The organism is Thermoanaerobacterium sp. RBIITD (assembly GCF_900205865.1).
Lineage (GTDB): Bacteria > Bacillota > Thermoanaerobacteria > Thermoanaerobacterales > Thermoanaerobacteraceae > Thermoanaerobacterium.
In genome coordinates, this window is sequence record NZ_LT906662.1 from 309,335 (window position 1) to 326,945 (window position 17,611).

14 protein-coding genes are annotated in these 17,611 nt (G+C 32.3%); all 14 read right to left on the reverse strand.

The genetic code is table 11. The features are described 5' to 3' along the window. Nucleotides 1-133: 133 nt before the first annotated feature. The gene (locus tag CPG45_RS01505; RefSeq protein WP_096230310.1) at nt 134-2,764 is read right to left on the reverse strand and encodes a glycosyltransferase; all 2,631 of its coding nucleotides are present in this window, start codon (nt 2,762-2,764) and stop codon (nt 134-136) included. Continuing rightward, entirely contained in the window at nt 2,761-3,996 is a 1,236-nt protein-coding gene (locus tag CPG45_RS01510; protein ID WP_096230311.1) for an FkbM family methyltransferase, read from the reverse strand. Before CPG45_RS01510 ends, CPG45_RS01505 begins: the two co-directional genes overlap by 4 nt. A 167-nt stretch (nt 3,997-4,163) precedes the next feature. Continuing rightward, on the reverse strand, nt 4,164-4,637 hold the full coding sequence (locus CPG45_RS01515; RefSeq protein WP_096230312.1) for a hypothetical protein: 474 nt from the start codon (nt 4,635-4,637) through the stop codon (nt 4,164-4,166). Nucleotides 4,638-4,650: 13 nt separating this feature from the next. Next, a complete protein-coding gene (locus CPG45_RS17260; protein ID WP_096230313.1) occupies nt 4,651-5,862 on the reverse strand; it encodes an ABC transporter ATP-binding protein in 1,212 nt (403 codons plus the stop codon). A gap of 2 nt (nt 5,863-5,864) precedes the next feature. Next, nucleotides 5,865-6,641: an ABC transporter permease gene (locus CPG45_RS01525; protein ID WP_197702827.1), complete on the reverse strand. Its 777-nt coding sequence runs from the start codon at nt 6,639-6,641 to the stop codon at nt 5,865-5,867. 498 nt (nt 6,642-7,139) lie between these two features. After that, nucleotides 7,140-7,313, reverse strand: coding sequence for a hypothetical protein (locus CPG45_RS16685; RefSeq protein WP_172856451.1), 174 nt, complete (start codon nt 7,311-7,313; stop codon nt 7,140-7,142). Between the two features lie 261 nt (nt 7,314-7,574). Beyond that, entirely contained in the window at nt 7,575-8,840 is a 1,266-nt protein-coding gene (locus CPG45_RS01530) for an Nramp family divalent metal transporter (protein WP_502695797.1), read from the reverse strand. Nucleotides 8,841-9,022: 182 nt separating this feature from the next. Next, nucleotides 9,023-10,732, reverse strand: coding sequence for an acyl-CoA dehydratase activase (locus CPG45_RS01535; protein WP_096230315.1), 1,710 nt, complete (start codon nt 10,730-10,732; stop codon nt 9,023-9,025). Nucleotides 10,733-10,743: 11 nt separating this feature from the next. Further along, complete coding sequence (locus tag CPG45_RS01540) at nt 10,744-12,000, reverse strand: 2-hydroxyacyl-CoA dehydratase subunit D (protein WP_096230316.1); 1,257 nt, start codon at nt 11,998-12,000, stop codon at nt 10,744-10,746. A gap of 504 nt (nt 12,001-12,504) precedes the next feature. Continuing rightward, nucleotides 12,505-12,645 (reverse strand): hypothetical protein, encoded by a 141-nt coding sequence (locus CPG45_RS17265; protein WP_231968921.1) that lies wholly within the window; start codon nt 12,643-12,645, stop codon nt 12,505-12,507. Nucleotides 12,646-12,901: 256 nt separating this feature from the next. Continuing rightward, nucleotides 12,902-13,378 carry a GNAT family N-acetyltransferase gene (locus tag CPG45_RS01555; protein WP_096230317.1) on the reverse strand — a complete coding sequence of 159 codons (477 nt, stop codon included), beginning with the start codon at nt 13,376-13,378 and terminating at the stop codon, nt 12,902-12,904. 176 nt (nt 13,379-13,554) lie between these two features. Beyond that, a complete protein-coding gene (locus tag CPG45_RS01560; RefSeq protein WP_096230318.1) occupies nt 13,555-15,564 on the reverse strand; it encodes a glycoside hydrolase family 31 protein in 2,010 nt (669 codons plus the stop codon). 281 nt (nt 15,565-15,845) lie between these two features. Beyond that, nucleotides 15,846-16,664 (reverse strand): carbohydrate ABC transporter permease, encoded by an 819-nt coding sequence (locus tag CPG45_RS01565; protein ID WP_096230319.1) that lies wholly within the window; start codon nt 16,662-16,664, stop codon nt 15,846-15,848. Then, a complete protein-coding gene (locus CPG45_RS01570; protein WP_197702828.1) occupies nt 16,661-17,599 on the reverse strand; it encodes a carbohydrate ABC transporter permease in 939 nt (312 codons plus the stop codon). The genes CPG45_RS01565 and CPG45_RS01570 overlap by 4 nt, the downstream gene beginning before the upstream one ends. Nucleotides 17,600-17,611: the final 12 nt, after the last annotated feature.

Sequence of the window (17,611 nt, forward strand, 5' to 3'; positions counted from 1 at the left end):
TCCTCATTTTTTTTATTTTTGAATTTACATAATTTATTGCTAAATTAAAGTCATTATTTTTGCCCCAACTAAAGTGCTTACATTTTATTGGTACTCCATTTGTTTTTATCGCATAAAATATATTACACCAATTCTAATCTATCTTAAAGAGTTTATATTTATACTTTGATAGAGTCGCATATATTATTGAAGCTATGTTATGCTTTGATAACATTTTTCTTATTTTTTCTTGCCCTTCTTTAGCTTTTACCTTTGCGATATTTGTATTTTTATATATATAAGCCAATAATTGCGATGCTTCTTCAACATCTGGATTAGCCCATAACCAACCCTTTTTATAAGGTCCCCAATCTTGCGGAATTGGTGATAGTTGATAATTTACATAAAAAACACTTTTTTCATCTGTAAAATCTAAAACTCCAGAATATTTCGTGCATACAACTGGAACACCATGTAACATTGCTTCTGCCACGGTGAGACCAAAGCCTTCTGCACGAAATAGTGCTAAATAAACATCTATATTTTCATAGAAAAAATTTTTTTGTCCATCAGTCCAATATTCTTTAACTATATATATATTCTTGCTATTTTTAATTTTATTATTTATCTCTAACATATCAGTTGTATGTTTATCCCAACCAGAAATTTTTAATATCAAAGCTACATTTTCATTGTTATTAAATGCTTTAATAAACGCTTCTATAACCCCAATAGGGTTTTTTCTATAAGACCAACTATTTAAGTCGCACATATAGCCAACTATAAAATTATAATTCTTTCTTATATCCTTTAACACAGCTATTTCTTCACTTTTTATGCTTTGTAACTCTACTACATGTGGTACAACAGAAGTATTAATATTTAACTTTTGTAAAGCTTCTTTCATATATGAGCTTATTGAAAAAATCTCATCAAAGTATGGACTTGCATTTACAAAATCATTTGTAGGCTCATTTGATTCCCACGCCCAAACTCCTATTACATTAGAGATTTTTTTAATGCGAGCAAAAAAATTTCTTCTATAATAAGAATATTCTAAAAAATGAAGAAACTCATTCGCTGTCATATGAACAAAAACGTAAGATGGATAATATGTTATATATTCTTTAATAAGTCTATTAAACCAATCCTTTTCAGATAAATCAAATTTTTTTATTTGAAAACCTAGAAGTTCTAATGATTTAATATAACCTCTAGCAGCTTCTCCTACACCAGACTTTGCGCTCAAATGACCTATGTAAAATACAGTCGGTTTTCCAGCTTTGTTATATTCAGATTCACGTATAAGTTTGCTTAAGTTCTCTCTTAAATCTTTTAAGGGATCTTTTCTTACAAATTCTTCAACTAATTTAAAATACTCAGGATGTTTTTCACGCATGATTTTACTATTTCTTTCATTTAATTTTTTCTTTTCTTCTGACAAGAAAGAACCACCATGTTTGTGATAAACAAAAAGATTTGTAGCTATCACATGTTTATAACCATTCTTTCTTGCTCTCATAGACCAATCATTTTCCTCATAGAAGCCTCTTCCAAATATTTCATCAAAAAGACCAATCTTTTCATATACTTTCCGATTTACAGCCATACAAAATCCAACTGCTGTTGGAATTTCAACATAATTTTTTTCAAAATCTACATATTGAAAGTATGAATCTAAGGTAGCAACATCCATACCCTCAAATATTGGATTGTCAACAAGAAAATTTGGAAAACTACAAATTGTCCCTGCATTAGTAAATGGAGTTACACTTGCAATATTATTTTTTATTATTATTGGATATATCATTCGTTCTAGCCAATGTGGTGGTACCTCAGTATCTGTATTTATAATAACAAAATGATTTTTAGTAAGCTTAGCAAGTTTATTAACTGTCTTTACAAAACCTAAATTCTCTTCATTCTCAATAATAGTAATGTCTATATTTGGATTATTATTTTCAAAATCTGCTAAATATTTGGATATACTGGGATCCGTACTCTTATCATTTGCTATTAAAAGTCTATAAGGAACAAAAGTATTTTTTACAATGCTTTTAAGTAAAGAATCTAAAAATTCTCTTCCATTATATACAGGAATCAATATATCTATTGGCCTTGAAATACTTACTTGTGGTATGAAAGGTTCTGGTAATAATAAATCTATAACATCCGATATGTTCTTGTAATTTTCTTCGTATATCTTTAAATCTGAATTTACAGTATTTAACTTCAATCTCATCTTATCAAAAAACGCTTTTAATCCATACGTTCTTATGTAATCGATGCTCTTTTTGACGTTCGTTTTATTAATTAATCTCAATAGTTTTATGAGTTTTGCAGGGTCATTTTGAATTGCTAATAATCTCTCTCCATTGTTTACCTTCGTTTTTCTACCTTCATATTGACCATATTTTATATAGTGTACAAGAGGATTTAATCCTGCATCTTTAACATCTGGATTTGCTAACAAGTAGTATCCTGAGTCAAACTCAGGATTTGGCCATCTTCCTTCTTTTGCACCAAATAAAATATAATGCAAAAGTGGATTTACACCGCTTTGAGCCACATCGGGATATTTATCTAAATAAAACGCCGTCTGAAAATATGGACTAGGATTTCTTCTTTCCTTTTCACCAAATAATATATAATGTTTAATTGGGTCTATGTCAGCTTGTCTTACATCTGGATACGATTTTAAATAATATATTTCGTCAAAAAGTCCGCTCTTTTTTATAATATATTTTTTACCTGATAAACCAAAAAATTTAATACATTTAATCATATTCCTGTCGTCCTTCCTATTACTTTTTTCTTTATTTTCCTTAATCTATTTAAGATCTTTCTTATGGGTCTTGTATAGCGCCAACTTCTGCTGAGTAAAACAGAAATTAATTCGTTCTCTAAAGAAATAATCTTAGAGTTTAGTTCTTCAATAAATGAGTCTTTGTTGGTGAGCTCATTGCTTAGACTTTTGATTTCAACCTCTCTTGATTCTAATTTGTTCTCTAATGAGATCATCTTCGAGTTTAGCTCTTGAATAAATGAGTCTTTGTTGGTGAGCTCATTGCTTAGATTTTTGATATTTGTATCTTTTAATTTTAATTCATTTTCTAAAGAACCAATTTTAGGAGAAGGATAATTGATACCCAATTTTAAAGCCGCTTTCGATGTACTCAATATTTCGTAAGGATATTGAGGTTTGTGTAGTAAAAGTAATGCTAAATCATCAACTGTTTCTATTTTGGGAAGATTGAGAATATACAAACTATCCTCGTATTTATAGAACTTATTTAAATGAATCAATAAAAGTCCGCATTCTTTTGCCTCCCCAAATATGTTTTTGGTAGATGAATTATAATTTTTCTCGTTATATGCAGAACTTATAATACCATAAACTATATAACCAAATCTTTTAGCCCATTCAAGTATAGGTACAGAATTTTGTAGACTAATTAACTCAAGAAAAATTACAGGTTTATACTTAATTATTAAATTTTCGCTGCCCTCTAACAATTCAAGTTCCATACCTTCTACGTCCGCTTTAATAAAATGGAGTGAATCGTTTAAAATAGAATCAAGTCGCCGTTGTTCAACAATAATTTGATGATTTCTGTCATTACTTTCTTTATTAACATCTAACAAGCAACTTCCACCTACATTGTTATTTGTATTAATAAATAAACTAACCTGCCCTTCAGCATTTCCTAATGCATATGGATATAATACAACATTACTGCATGAATTTCGTACACAATTATTTTCTAATATTCTAAAAGCTATAGGATTTGGTTCAAATGCAATTACCCTGCCACTATTGCCAACTATATTAGCAAATGCTATTGTATGCGTACCAATGTATGCACCTGCATCTATTACTGTATCTCCTGGTTTAATAAACTTAGCAAGGGTATCTATTTCTATTTGTGCCCATTCTCCATACTCTATAAGCGATTTAGATATCAAATCGTTTAAAGACATAATTTCAAAAATTCCATAACGGCAGCTAATCTCCATAACTACTTCCTCCTAAAATCATCACCTTTATTCTTAACCATAAAGGTGATGAGTAATTTTTAAATGTTGAGATTTTATATTATCATCTACAATTGTAAAAAATTGCTTTTCTCTATTATTAAATCTTAAAAAGTACATCTCCCATATATTCCTAATAATGATTTGTCTTATTTTACTTCTATTTTTATTTTTTCATCTGACACATACACAGCTTTATTGCCCTTCTTCAGATTAAACTCTATATAGTAAGACCCCTTCGCATTTGGAACAGTTATTGGTACATCTACATCTACAAAATATTTATAATAAATTTCACCCGGAATAACTATATTTCCGCAATCTGATTTAACAGCTTTTAAATTGCTGTCCAGAATATTATAAGATAACATTACAGGTTGAGGTTCTAAACCATTCCACACATACGAACCTTCATTTACAAGTCTTAACTTTAAAATTGCATTCTGCCCAGGTGAAAAATTTAAATTTCCATCTTCAATAATAATTTTCGCCTTATACCTCACCGGCACTTCATCTGTAAATCTCGTATAAAACTCACTTGAAATATTAACATTAGCAATTAAAAACAATACAGATAATAAAAGAAAAAATATCGATATAATGCTTTTTTTGATTTTAGACAAAATTCATCACCCACTATAATATTTGCCATTCATGGTCCAGCCTAAATATTCCAACTTCTTTTATTGTTGAGTATGTATTAAAAGTTAATACTGATTTTTTGTAGTCATAAAGTTCACCACTAATTCTATGGCATGAAACATCAAGAAAATATTCACCATCGAGAAGATTTAATTCTTTTATTCGAAACATTACTTCACCTTCACTTTTCAATTCTTTAATATTTATATTGTCAAGGTGCGTATTAGTGCCAAAACAGTTTAACCCATTGCTGTTGTATACTGCCATCCCAAATACCACATCATTCCCTACGTCCGAATTACATTTGTAAGATATTTTAATTATAGCTTCTTCTCCTGTTCTAAAAGTGTTTTTTTCTCTGCCATCTGCATCGATAAGCTTAACTTTTGTAATTCTAACTTCACCTGTCCCAATTATATTATCCTCTGCGGCATTTGTTTCAGCTTTTACACTAATATTCATATCTTTTTTATTATCCCTTTCCGTGGAAAAATCAAGATATGACCTTATGACATCCCGCGGAGACCCCTCTTCCTTTACAATACCTTTATCTATCCAAACAGCTTTATCACATAATTTTTCAATCGAACCTAAATCATGTGACACAATAACAATAGTAACACCTTTTTTTTTAAACTCACTTAGTTTGTTAAAGCATTTTCTTTGGAAATGCTCATCTCCAACCGCTAATATCTCATCAATTAAAAATATATCAGGGTCAATATTTATTGCAACTGAAAATGCAAGCCTCATATACATACCTGATGAATATGTCCTTACAGGCGTATCAATAAATTCCTCTAATTCAGAAAAAGATATAATATCATCAATTTTTTTATCAATTTCTCTCTTTGTAAAGCCAAAAATAGACGCATTTACATATATGTTTTCCCTCCCTGTAAAATCAGGATGAAAACCTGCTCCTAATTCAATAAGACTCGATACTTTACCTCTTGTTATGATCTTTCCATTGTCCGGATATATAATCTTAGAAATTAGCTTAAGGAGGGTACTTTTCCCAGAACCATTTTCTCCAATTATACCAATTGATTCTCCTTTTTTAACTTTTAAAGAAACGTTATTTAAAGGCACAAATTCCTCGATTAAACTCCTGTTCTTTAAAATAAGCCTGTCTTTTAATGTAGTTGGCTTGCCCCTATGAATCTTAAAAATCTTTGTTACATTATCTACTTCGATAGCATACATAATTATATTTCCTCCGCAAATCTTCTTTGAAGTCTATCAAACAAAATAAATGCAAAAACATTAAAACATATACCCATCAAAAAAATCAAAAGCAAAGACTTTTTACTTGGCCAGAGTCCATAATAAAGAATATCTCTGTAAGGTAAAATAATCGAAGTCATAGGATTTAAAAAAAACAGTTTTAAATATTTATCTGGTACTAAATTAATAGGAAAAACAATAGGCGTTAAATAGAACCATGCCATTGTTACAATTCCCAATATATGCTCAAGGTCTCTAAAAAACACATTTAGAGCAGAAAAAATAATACTCAATCCTACTACAAACAATAATTCATTTATCATTACTATCGGCAGCAGTACTATAGAAGATGAAAGATGAATTTTAAAAATAAAAAGCACTATAAATACTATAATAAAGCCAAATATCATGTTTATAAAACCAGTAAGTGCAACAGATATAGGCAATATAATCCTCGGGAAATATATTTTTTTGACAAGATTGCTATTTGCCATAATAGTTGTAGTACTCTGTGTAATTGAAGTTGAAAAAAATATCCACGGTAGTAGTGCTACAAATAAAAACATAGCAAAATTATATATATTCATCCTCATAATTGTAGAAAAAACTATTGAATATACTACAAGTTGCAGCAAAGGATTAATAAATGTCCACAAAAAACCTAAAAAAGAGCCTCTATATCTTGTCCTTAAATCTTTCTTTACCATGCTAAAAAGCATTTCTCTATATTCGTATAGTTCTCTCAATGTTGTCATCATTATAACCTCGCTTAATTAAATTTAAGTCAAAAATCGACTACAAAATCAAATATTTCACTCTTTTATTTCCATAGTTATCATAAGTCATTGCTAAAAAAGCAAATGGTATAAAAAGGCAAAACTCCGCCCTACGGACATCGACAATTTAAATTATCATCTCCGCTATCCACTCTTATATTACAACCGACAAAATTTAATGGCGCCGAAACAGCCTCATAAATTTTATCGGATCATGTAACATAAACAACAATAATATATTCGACAAAAAATAACAATTTCCTTCTTTTTTAAAGAAATTTTTATTTCGCTAAGGAAATATAAATATGGATTTATGTTTATATATCAAAAATACTAATTTGTTTTTATCTGGTAATCTTTTTATTAATTCGATATTTTTATTAAGCAAAAACATTTATCTATTATTATGTTTTATAATTATACATAGCCATTTCTATGTTATAATTTGCATAACAATAGTAACATCCATTAGGACACGTATTATATTTCCTTACGCAGATGCCGTCTCTTTTGATCCCTTAAAAATTGTGTATCAGCATATCTTAAAGATGCATAATATTTAAATTCATCAAAATGCCTTAATGAGCCATAAAGAAGCTTGCCATATTTCGCTATTTGATACAATAGCAAAGGATTAGCTTTTTTTAATATCAACCAGATCGATTTTCCCATTTCTAAAATATATAGCTAGATTCGATAATAAATCTAACTCTTTATTACTAATAATGCCATCATCAAAATGTCATTTATTATTTATATTAGTAGTCACACTAACACTTCCCTTTTCAACACTTTTACATAATTATATCACAAAACAGTGTTATATGCCTTCATTTGTCTTTGCTGATTCTATTACAGATTTCGTAAGACATCTATTTGATTTAATTCTATCATTATTCCAGTAAAATAATCAATTTATTTGATATAGCTTAATAAAAGCATAATGTTTAGAATCGACACAATAATCCCTATCGTCCATAGAAGAATTCTATAAAATAGCGTGTTTGCAAACTTTCCCATTATCCTCTTTGAAGAGGTCAGATATATAAGAAGGAAAATTGTAATAGGAAGCTGTATACTTAAAAACATCTGTGAATAAACAAGTCCCTCAAACGGATTTTTTATAAAAAGTATAATAAGTACTGCGAAAATATATGTAATAGCAACTCCAGTCTTTGTATGGCTGTCTCTAATATCGTACGGCTCATCATAAAGCCCGGCAAAAATACTGCCTCCTGCCATTCCAGCTGTGACAGATGAAGAAATACCAGATAAAAGAAGAGCCAGTGCAAAAACAATTGCCGATGCATTTCCAAGAAGAGGCTTTAGCAAATGCTGCGCCTGTTCAAGCTCTGTAACATGCACATTGTTGATAAAAAAAGTTGACGCTGCAACAAGTATCATTGCGCTGTTTATTGCCCATCCTATAATCATTGAAAACAGCGTATCAAAAAACTCATAGTTAAGCTGTCTTACCATGATGTGCTCATCCTGTATATTCCACTGCCTGCTCTGTATAATCTCTGAATGTAAAAAAAGATTATGCGGCATCACGACAGCACCAAGTACGCTCATTATAACTGGCATCGACCCATACGGAAAATCAGGTCTTACCCATCCTACTAAAGCTTCGCTCCATTTTATATGGACTAAAGACAACTCAAATATGAAAGAAATACCTATAACCGATACAAATCCAATAATCCACTTCTCAAGCTTTCTATATGAGTTTGTATAAAGCATCCACGATACAAGGATAAGCGTAAGTAAACTTCCAATTTTTATAGGTATTTTAAACAGCATATTGAGAGCTATTGCCGCACCGAGGATCTCTGCAAGTGCTGTCGATATAGAGGCAAAAACCGCTGAAATAAGCGATATTTTTGATATGTGCGGCTTTAAATATTTATTTGCAGCCTCAGACATGCAGTAGCCTGTAACGATTCCGAGATGTGCTGCATTGTGCTGAAGTATAATAAGCATAATAGTAGAAAGAGTCACTATCCACAACAATTTGTAGCCGTAGTCTGATCCTGCAGCAACATTTGACGCCCAATTGCCGGGATCAATAAAGCCGACAGTAACTAAAAGTCCCGGTCCTATATATTTAAAAAAGTCGAGTGCCATAAATTTCGGTTCATGTTTACCGTTAAAGAATTTTTTCATATATTTCAAAAACATTTCATCACCTCTTTTGCAGTAAAATGCCTATAATTATTATATAATAATTATTGTAAATTATAAACTCCTGATAAAAATAAAAAATAAGGGCATATAGCTATACCCATATACCACAATTTCTTGCCGTCAAAATTGCACTTTACTAATGGATGCAGTCATAGCAATGAGCCGTATATTTTCATTTACTTAACTTGTTTCACCTTAATTTCCTGTAGCGCCAAAATGGCTGCTCCCAAAGCTCCTACCATCTGTGGCTCCGCAGGAATATGTACTTTGTTCCCTATTCGCTGCTCTATTGCATCTACCACACCTCTATTTTTTGCCACTCCACCTGTCATCATATAGGCACCCTTCCTGCCAAGCCTGTCAAGCAAGCCAATTGTTTTGCTGGCCACTGAATTGTGCAATCCCTTTATTATATCTGCCCTTTTTTTATTCTGTGCAATAAGGGATATAACCTCCGACTCTGCAAAAACCGTGCATATGCTTGTAATATTTATGTCTTCCGTCGCCTTTTCAGCTTCTTCTCCCATCTTTTCCAGTGGAATTTCAAGGGCCTTTGCCATAACTTCCAAAAATCGTCCAGTACCTGCCGAACACCTATCATTCATTACAAAATCCACCACATTGCCATCTTCATCCAGTCTTATAACCTTACTATCCTGACCGCCTATATCAATGATAGTCCTTATATTGCTATTTAAGAAATAGGCTCCCTTGCCGTGGCAAGTTATCTCTGTTACCTGTTTATTGGCAAAAGGGATATTAATGCGCCCATATCCAGTAGATACGATGAACGAAACATCTTGTGGAGCAATCCCAGCTCTTTTAAGAGATTGTGAAAAGGCCTTGTTAGCACTATCCACTATAGATGCACCAGTTGGTACAATGCTATATGACAGTATATTACAGTCTTCATCCAGTATAACAACGTCGGTTGACAAAGACCCGCTGTCTATGCCGGCAACTATAGTTTTCCTAGTTCCATGTGAAGGTCTCTCTGCCTTATTATTGCTACCCTTCAATGATTCCACAAAGGCACCAATCCTTGTTATAAGTTGTCCTTCACTGCCCTGGGTAAAATCGGTCTCTATCTTTAAGATGGGAAAACGATAATTGTCCTTTATATACGAATACTCATATGAATAGAACTCACAAAATTTTATAGTATGATACACAATTCCATTAACGTTTGCCATTATATCCTTCAACATATCACGTCTTCTATCAATATCTGCCATGCGCATACATGGTATAGAGCGGATAAGGCTTCCAGCATACCACTCTATTATGTCCTGCTCACGTGCTGAGAAATCAGGAAGCGGCATATAATTTAATAAATCCCCAGTACATGTATAATTTAACACCTCATCTGCCCCTGCCTTTTTAAGCAAATCAATAAGAGAAGAATTGCATCTGGCTCCCATTATAGCCAGCCTTATACCCTCGTTTCCCTTGGGCATATTAAATTGCCCGGCATTTTCCTGCTCTGTCGATATATATCTTATAAAATCATGAGCATTAAATTTTTTCCCATAGAAATCTGTAAATGTCTGAATAAGTTTTCTTATTTCGGAGGCATACATGGCCACTGACTGGTCTCCGCTTTTCCTCGGTAAATCCAGCATATATATCATTTTGTCCTTTTCTGCGTTTTTCATGACATCATACAACCGCATTACGCTATCACAGCAGTTTACAAGGATTATGCCATCATATCCCCCCTTAAATACTTCTGTCAGCACTCCCTTTACGTATGTACACACATTGGGATGCATATGGGCTTCGGCTATACCATTATCAATATATGCTGGCTCAATGCGCACACATTCAATACCCATGCTCTCCAAAAGCTTTATAGGTGTATATTTACATATATATCCTATGATCATAAGCATCTCCCTTACTTATCTAACATCTCCAAAAAAGCTTCCAACCTGGTATTTATCTGTCCTTCATGATGGTTGCGCCGATCCGCTCCATCGCCATCCAAAGCAAGAAAAGGTATGCCCCTTTCATCCAGCGCCTTTTTAAGCAGCATCATTCCTCCTACAGACTGCTTACATCCCCACTGACAAAAATGTATTATATCGTCAGGTTGCAGCCTGTCAACTATGCTCATTATGCTGTCCACTTTCCTTTGATAAGGCCCATTGTTATTATTAAGAAGCATTTTTCTGGCCAATGCCCTGTACGGGTTTTCATAATCCATCTCCTCTAAATAATCAAAATTCAGGTCAAGTCCCAAAATTTCATACCTATGGCTGTAATTAAAATACTGCTTTAATGCATATGGATAAAAAGGCACGATGTGCACCCAAAATACCCTCTTTGCTTTGCTGTGTGGAAAGCTATTCAGCTCATTTGTCAACATCTCATAAAAATTCAATGTTGGTTGAGTCCCCATAAATGTATGATTGATAAACAACATATACATCTCTAACGTCAAGGTGGTAGGATGGCATTTATACCTCAAAGCATCAATATATCTATTCATATGTGCGTGAATCTTATTCTCCCTTTTTATTACATCCTTCAGTTTATCCTCATCCATCTTTTTACCTGTTGCCTCTTCCAGCATCTTCACCATTTCCCTAAGCTGTTTTTCTAAATAGCTAATGCTCTGTTGGCTATATTCAAGCGGCACATCTATGGAATACATGGGTATATGGTGATACCATGAAAGATATCTGAATGTACTTATATTGGCATCGCACAGCATTGATGATGTAATCATAAACTTAGGTTTTGGCAAAAGACCGGTTAAAGCAGCTCCTATAAATCCCTTATGATAGCTACAAAGGGTATCAGATATCCCGAACCGTTGGGCATAGTCTACATATACATCTTCACAGTGAAAACCAACAAGGAAAGAAGAAAAGGCCTCTATACACAAAGGGTATATGTCCATAGCATGAAGTATTTCGGTGGGAGCAAACAAATTGACCCATGCTGACTGATTTCTATATATCAAAGGATTTAATATAAACTCCACACCTATCTTATTTAGGTAGTTAAACGACCTTGGCACTTTTTTGTCTTTAAATAGAGAAAAGTAGGCATGTTCTGCCTTCAAACCTAATATAATAAGCTTTCTGACCATCTCTGGGTTATCTACATTCTTCTTTATCCATCTTGCATAGGTATCTACTAAATCCATTTGGCGACACCCCTATATACCTTCAATTAATTCTCCTTTAACTGAGACTTTGCAATTTCATATACTTTTATCTAGTGCACCTATTTCTTTATCTTTCTTCTTATACGCCATGTTACACGTTTGTTTACTTGAAGGCTTCTCTTGTACTCTCTAGATGCGTTGTACGATTAATCTGCATATTGCATCTTCTACATCATACAAGCACTAACCTCTTTCAATACATTTATTCCTGTCTATCTCATCATTTTCTGTATTTTGCAAAAGATAAGGTAATAACTGATGAATAAGATTTCCCACATAACTAAAAAACTGGACTTGTATCAATAGAGTAGACACAAGCCCACTTCTTCACCCATATTTACAATAATAAAATGTATTATTTGACTATCAATACACGCATAAACAACTACTTTGAGCTATTTATAAATGATATCTTTTAACAAAAACCTAGCCTTTTTGCTACCTAAAAAAGCACTGATAAAAATATTAGTATCTACAACTATTTTAATTTTTTCCCCCATATCTCTTCCTTCTAACATCCTCTACTTCTTTTGTTATGTCCTCTAAAGATATTGGATCCGTATCAGCTCTTTCATTAACCTTATCAACTATATCAAGCAATTTATTGTTTATTTCATTTTGCATTCTTTTATAAATTATTTTTTTTCTGCATACGGCAGACTATCTATTAAATTCCACACTTCGTTTAAATTTGACTTCACTGTTAATCACTCCTATAAATTTGACATTATTGTAATTTTCATAATTTTCTCTTATCCCTTTACTTACCTTAATTTTAACATTTTACTTAAATATTATCAACCAATCAGGTTTCTTCTAATATAAACATCATAATATGGCAATTTATGAAAAGGCATAAAAAAGAATTTAAAGATTTTTGTTAAATCTTCAATTCCATTCTTCTGTTTTTTGTCGTCATACCCAATCCTTCGTAAAACTTAATCGCATCGCTGTTAAATTCCCATACAGTTAATTCAAGAGCATCTGCACCTGATTTTTTTGCATAATCAACAATATGCTTAAATAGCATTCTCCCCACGCCTTTTCTTCTATGAGTGGAACTAACACATAAATCATCTATATAGACAAATTTTCTCTCTTTAAGAATTGGAATATTTCTCGTAGTCATTATTTCTACAATGCTGTAAGCTATTATTTCATTATTACTATCTTCTACGACAAAAATCTTCCCTTTATCGTCATTTAATATCTCCTTAAACCTTTCTTCTGTAAAAGGATTCTCCACATCAGCATACACATCCGGCCTATTTTTAACATGTAGACTATGTACTTCTTTAATGAGAGTACTTATTGATTTATAATCATTAAATAATGCTTCTCTTATTTTTATATTCATCGGATTTTCCCCCCACATAGTATATATTTTAATTATAAAAATTAAACATAATACCTACTGAAAAACCCTAATAAAATGGTTAGTTTTATTATATATTTATTGCTATAAAAAAAATAGAGATTGCAGGAAATTTTGAAATTATAAAACTTCCCACAGTCTCAATAAATGCGTGTAAATCAAGACTTTATTTGAATACTAGCTTCTTTCCTAGTAAACAACGGTATAATTTTTAGTGGCGCATCACATTTAATATATTGCCCACCGTCATAAACTAAACCTGAATTAACATCTCTCCATTCTGTACCTGATGGCAAATAAACTTCCCTTGACCTTGCACCTTCGTAAAGTACAGGAGCAACAAGAATATCTGGACCAAACATAAATTGATCTTCTATATTCCAAGCTTCGTTATCATTTGGAAAATCATAAAATAGCGGACGCATTGGTGGTGTACCCTTTTCATGTGCTGCTTTCATCTGTTCCATAATATAGGGACGCAATCTTTCTCGCAAAAACAACAAATCCTTTATTATTTCATATGCTTCTTCTCCAAAACTCCATACTTCATTTGGTCCACAAGTATCGACATCGTGTATGTCTGTATCTCCATCGCTTATATTCTCTCCTGTTGGCAATCGATACCCATGCAATCTGAAAATTGGGCAAAATGTTCCATACTGAAACCAACGAATGATTAACTCACGAAATTTTTTATCGTTAGGATCGCCTCCAAAAAAACCTCCTATATCTGTTGTCCACCACGGTATCCCAGAAAGCCCCATGTTAAGGCCAGCACATACCTGTTTACGCAAAGTTTCAAAATTTGAATGAATATCACCAGACCATACAGCAGCTCCGTAACGCTGACTTCCAGCCCACGCGCAACGTGCAAGATTAATAACATCATTAATGCCCTCTTGCATCATCCCATCATAAAAAGCTTTTGCATAAAGCATTGGATATATATTACCAACTTCTAAGTTTGGACCTAAGTAATAACGTATGTTATCAAAATCATAAACCGAATATTCTGGTTCAGCTTCATCAAGCCAAAAAATCCTTATACCATATCTGAAATAATTCTCTTTAACCTTATTCCATACATATTTTTGAGCATCAGGATTTGTAAAATCAACAAATACCTCATTACCCTTAAAAATCATTTGTGTACGAAATCCACGTTCAGTACGTACCAAATACCCCTTGCGTTTCATTTCACTATAATTTCTACTACGCGGATCCACAGTAGGCCATATTGATACCATAAGTTCTACGCCCATTTCTTTAAGCTCTTTTACCATTCCTTCAGGATCTGGCCAATATTTTGGATCAAAACACCACTCACCTTGCTGCTGCCAATGGAAAAAGTCAATAACTATTACTGAAATAGGTAATCCTCTGCGTTTGTATTCTCGCACAACATCAAGCAATTCTTCCTGAGTACGATAACGAAGCTTACATTGCCAAAATCCTGAAGCAAAATAAGGCATCATTGGTGGTTTACCTGTAACCTCCATATATTTTTCAACAATTTCAGCAGGAGTATCACCTGCAGTAACCCAATAATCAATTAATGGTGTTACTTCAGCTACCCATGTAGTACAATTTCTAGCAAATGATACACGCCCGTAAGCTGGATTATGCCATAAAAAACCATAACCACGATTTGATAAAACAAAAGGAATATTCACCTGTGAGTTGCGCTGTGCCAGTTCAAGTTCACAGCCTTTTAAATTCAAAAAAGGCTCTTGTCGCTGTCCTAGTCCATAAAATTTTTCTCCTTCAATTCCTTCAAAACGTACTATCGCTTTATATAGACCTCCTGGTATTGGCTTAAGTTCACGCCCAGGTATCATAAGAGATATACGGTTGTTAACATTTTGCCTATTTTGCCAACGTTCAGCAAGCAATGTCTCTCCTTTTTCGTTTTCAAACTTCACAAAACCATTTTCATTTATACGACATGTAAGTTTACCATTGGTAATAGATGCACATTTTTCGTCAATTTTAATTTCAACTTTAATTTCTGGTTGTGGTAAAAGGGCCCAATCCCTATTTTCAGGCATCTGTGCTTCCATAGTACAACGTAATCGTAAGCTATCTTTACCCCACGGTTCAATCCAAATCTTCTCGCCATTATATTCCCATATAAGACGATTAATTTCAGTACGGAATATGCTTTCCATTTCATTATCCCTCCATTATATTATTAGGGTTAGGTTTTATATATTTAAATATCTCCACAGTTAAACATTTATGGTGTAAACCTAATGATTAACATAGCATAAATCTCACCACCTAATATTTTTTTATAACAACTGAAATAAAAATTTTTTCTTTTCACCTCCCTTCCATGTATTATAGTAGACTTGTGCATATTTGGTTTTTGTTTTTGACTATTTTTTCAATTATACTCATATCTATGTATTATAGCGAAGTAAAAAAATTACTTTAAATCAAAATTTATTTACTCTTTTAATGCACCGGCAGTTAATCCACTTATCAAATACTTTTGTGCAAACATAAACATTATTATAACTGGTAAAGTAACTATTGTAGCAAATGCCATAAGATCATTCCACTGAGTGCCATATTGTCCAATAGCTCTATAAATTGTGACCGTCATAGGCCATTTGTTTTCATCAGTTAGAAACGTCAAAGGAAATATCAGATTGCCCCATGACATTAAAAATGAAAGAGCACCACAAATTATTAATACAGGATATGATATTGGAACTACTATTCTTAAAAAGCTCATTATATTATTACATCCGTCAATTCTAGCCGATTCTTCTAATTCAGAAGGAACATTTAAAAAATATGGTCTTAACATTATTATAGAAAACGGTATTGTTGCGGTAGCATTAGCAAGTATCGGAGCGTACTGGGTATTTAAAATTCCTGCTGATTTAAAAGAAATGAAAAGTGGAGTCAATAAAACAGCACCCGGCAGCATTTGAGCTACTAAAAATGAAAGTAAAATTATTCCTCGACCTTTTATTCTATATTTTGCTATTCCATAAGCGGCTGGTACTGCTAATATCAATGTTAGTAAAGTAGTAAATATTGATGTATACATGCTGTTAAAAAAATATAGTAGAATGCCTTTAGATTGTTCAATATATGATAAAATTGTTACCACATGCGGAAAAAATGTAGGCGGATTTGCAAATATTTCATTATTGGTCTTCAATGATGTATTGAACATCCAATACACAGGAAACAAGTAGATACCAATTATTATTATTCCAAAAAGATTTAAAAACTTATCTTTATTTTGACTCATCTGTTTACCTCCTCATCTACAGTAAACTTTAAATATAATAATCCTACTGCAAACAAAATTATAAATAAAACATTTGCCGTAGCAGCTCCATATCCAAAATTAAATTGTACAAATGAATATTTATACGATAATGTAGCCAGAACTTCGGTACTATTTACAGGTCCCCCTCCTGTCATTGCATATATTAGGTCAAATACTTTAAATGTATATAAAAATCCTAGTGCTAGAACTACCTTTATAGTCGGAAAAAGTAATGGAACTGTTATGTAAAAAAATTTCTGGATTTTAGATGCGCCATCTATGTCGGCGGCTTCATAAATAGTAACAGGAAGCGTAGTTAAACCTGCAGATAAAAGAATCATATTAAACGGAATACCAATCCAGATATTTGCAATAATTACCCCCCATAATGCAGTCCCGGTGTTAGTTAACCATTCCACAGGTTTGATACCAATACTCGAAAGAAAATAATTTATAACTCCACTAGAGCTATCAAACATCCACTTATAAATCGCAGCGGTAACAACAACTGGTATCATCCAACCTATCATAGTTAGCCCTCTCAGAAATGATGCCAACTTAAAATTTCGAGTAAAGAACAATGCTAGCATAAAACCTATTATAAATTGAAATATAATACATGCGATTGTATAAATAAATGTATTTCGCAAAGCAGCTTTAAACGCATTATCGTATATAATTTCTTTATAATTATTAAATCCAATAAATTCCTTACTAGAGCTATTTAATGTACTAACAGTAGCATTTTGAAAACTTAGAACAAAATTATATATAATAGGGTAAAGAATTAGCACTAACAAAAATATTATAGCAGGCAATACAAATAAATAACCTGATAAATTATTTTTAACACTATAATTATATATGTAATGAATTTTTCTAAAACGTGGTGTCAGATTAACTTTATTTATCAACCAAATCACTTC

Excerpts from the sequence above, each read along its gene's own strand:
- CPG45_RS01510 (WP_096230311.1), bottom strand. The coding sequence starts at position 3,996 with ATGGAGATTAGCTGCCGTTATGGAATTTTTGAAATTATGTCTTTAAAC.
- CPG45_RS01535 (WP_096230315.1), bottom strand. The coding sequence starts at position 10,732 with ATGATCATAGGATATATATGTAAATATACACCTATAAAGCTTTTGGAG.
- CPG45_RS17260 (WP_096230313.1), bottom strand. The coding sequence starts at position 5,862 with ATGTATGCTATCGAAGTAGATAATGTAACAAAGATTTTTAAGATTCAT.
- CPG45_RS01505 (WP_096230310.1), bottom strand. The coding sequence starts at position 2,764 with ATGATTAAATGTATTAAATTTTTTGGTTTATCAGGTAAAAAATATATT.
- CPG45_RS01555 (WP_096230317.1), bottom strand. The coding sequence starts at position 13,378 with ATGAATATAAAAATAAGAGAAGCATTATTTAATGATTATAAATCAATA.
- CPG45_RS17265 (WP_231968921.1), bottom strand. The coding sequence starts at position 12,645 with ATGCAAAATGAAATAAACAATAAATTGCTTGATATAGTTGATAAGGTT.
- CPG45_RS01540 (WP_096230316.1), bottom strand. The coding sequence starts at position 12,000 with ATGGATTTAGTAGATACCTATGCAAGATGGATAAAGAAGAATGTAGAT.
- CPG45_RS01565 (WP_096230319.1), bottom strand. The coding sequence starts at position 16,664 with ATGAGTCAAAATAAAGATAAGTTTTTAAATCTTTTTGGAATAATAATA.
- CPG45_RS01530 (WP_502695797.1), bottom strand. The coding sequence starts at position 8,840 with ATGTTTTTGAAATATATGAAAAAATTCTTTAACGGTAAACATGAACCG.
- CPG45_RS01560 (WP_096230318.1), bottom strand. The coding sequence starts at position 15,564 with ATGGAAAGCATATTCCGTACTGAAATTAATCGTCTTATATGGGAATAT.
- CPG45_RS01525 (WP_197702827.1), bottom strand. The coding sequence starts at position 6,641 with ATGATGACAACATTGAGAGAACTATACGAATATAGAGAAATGCTTTTT.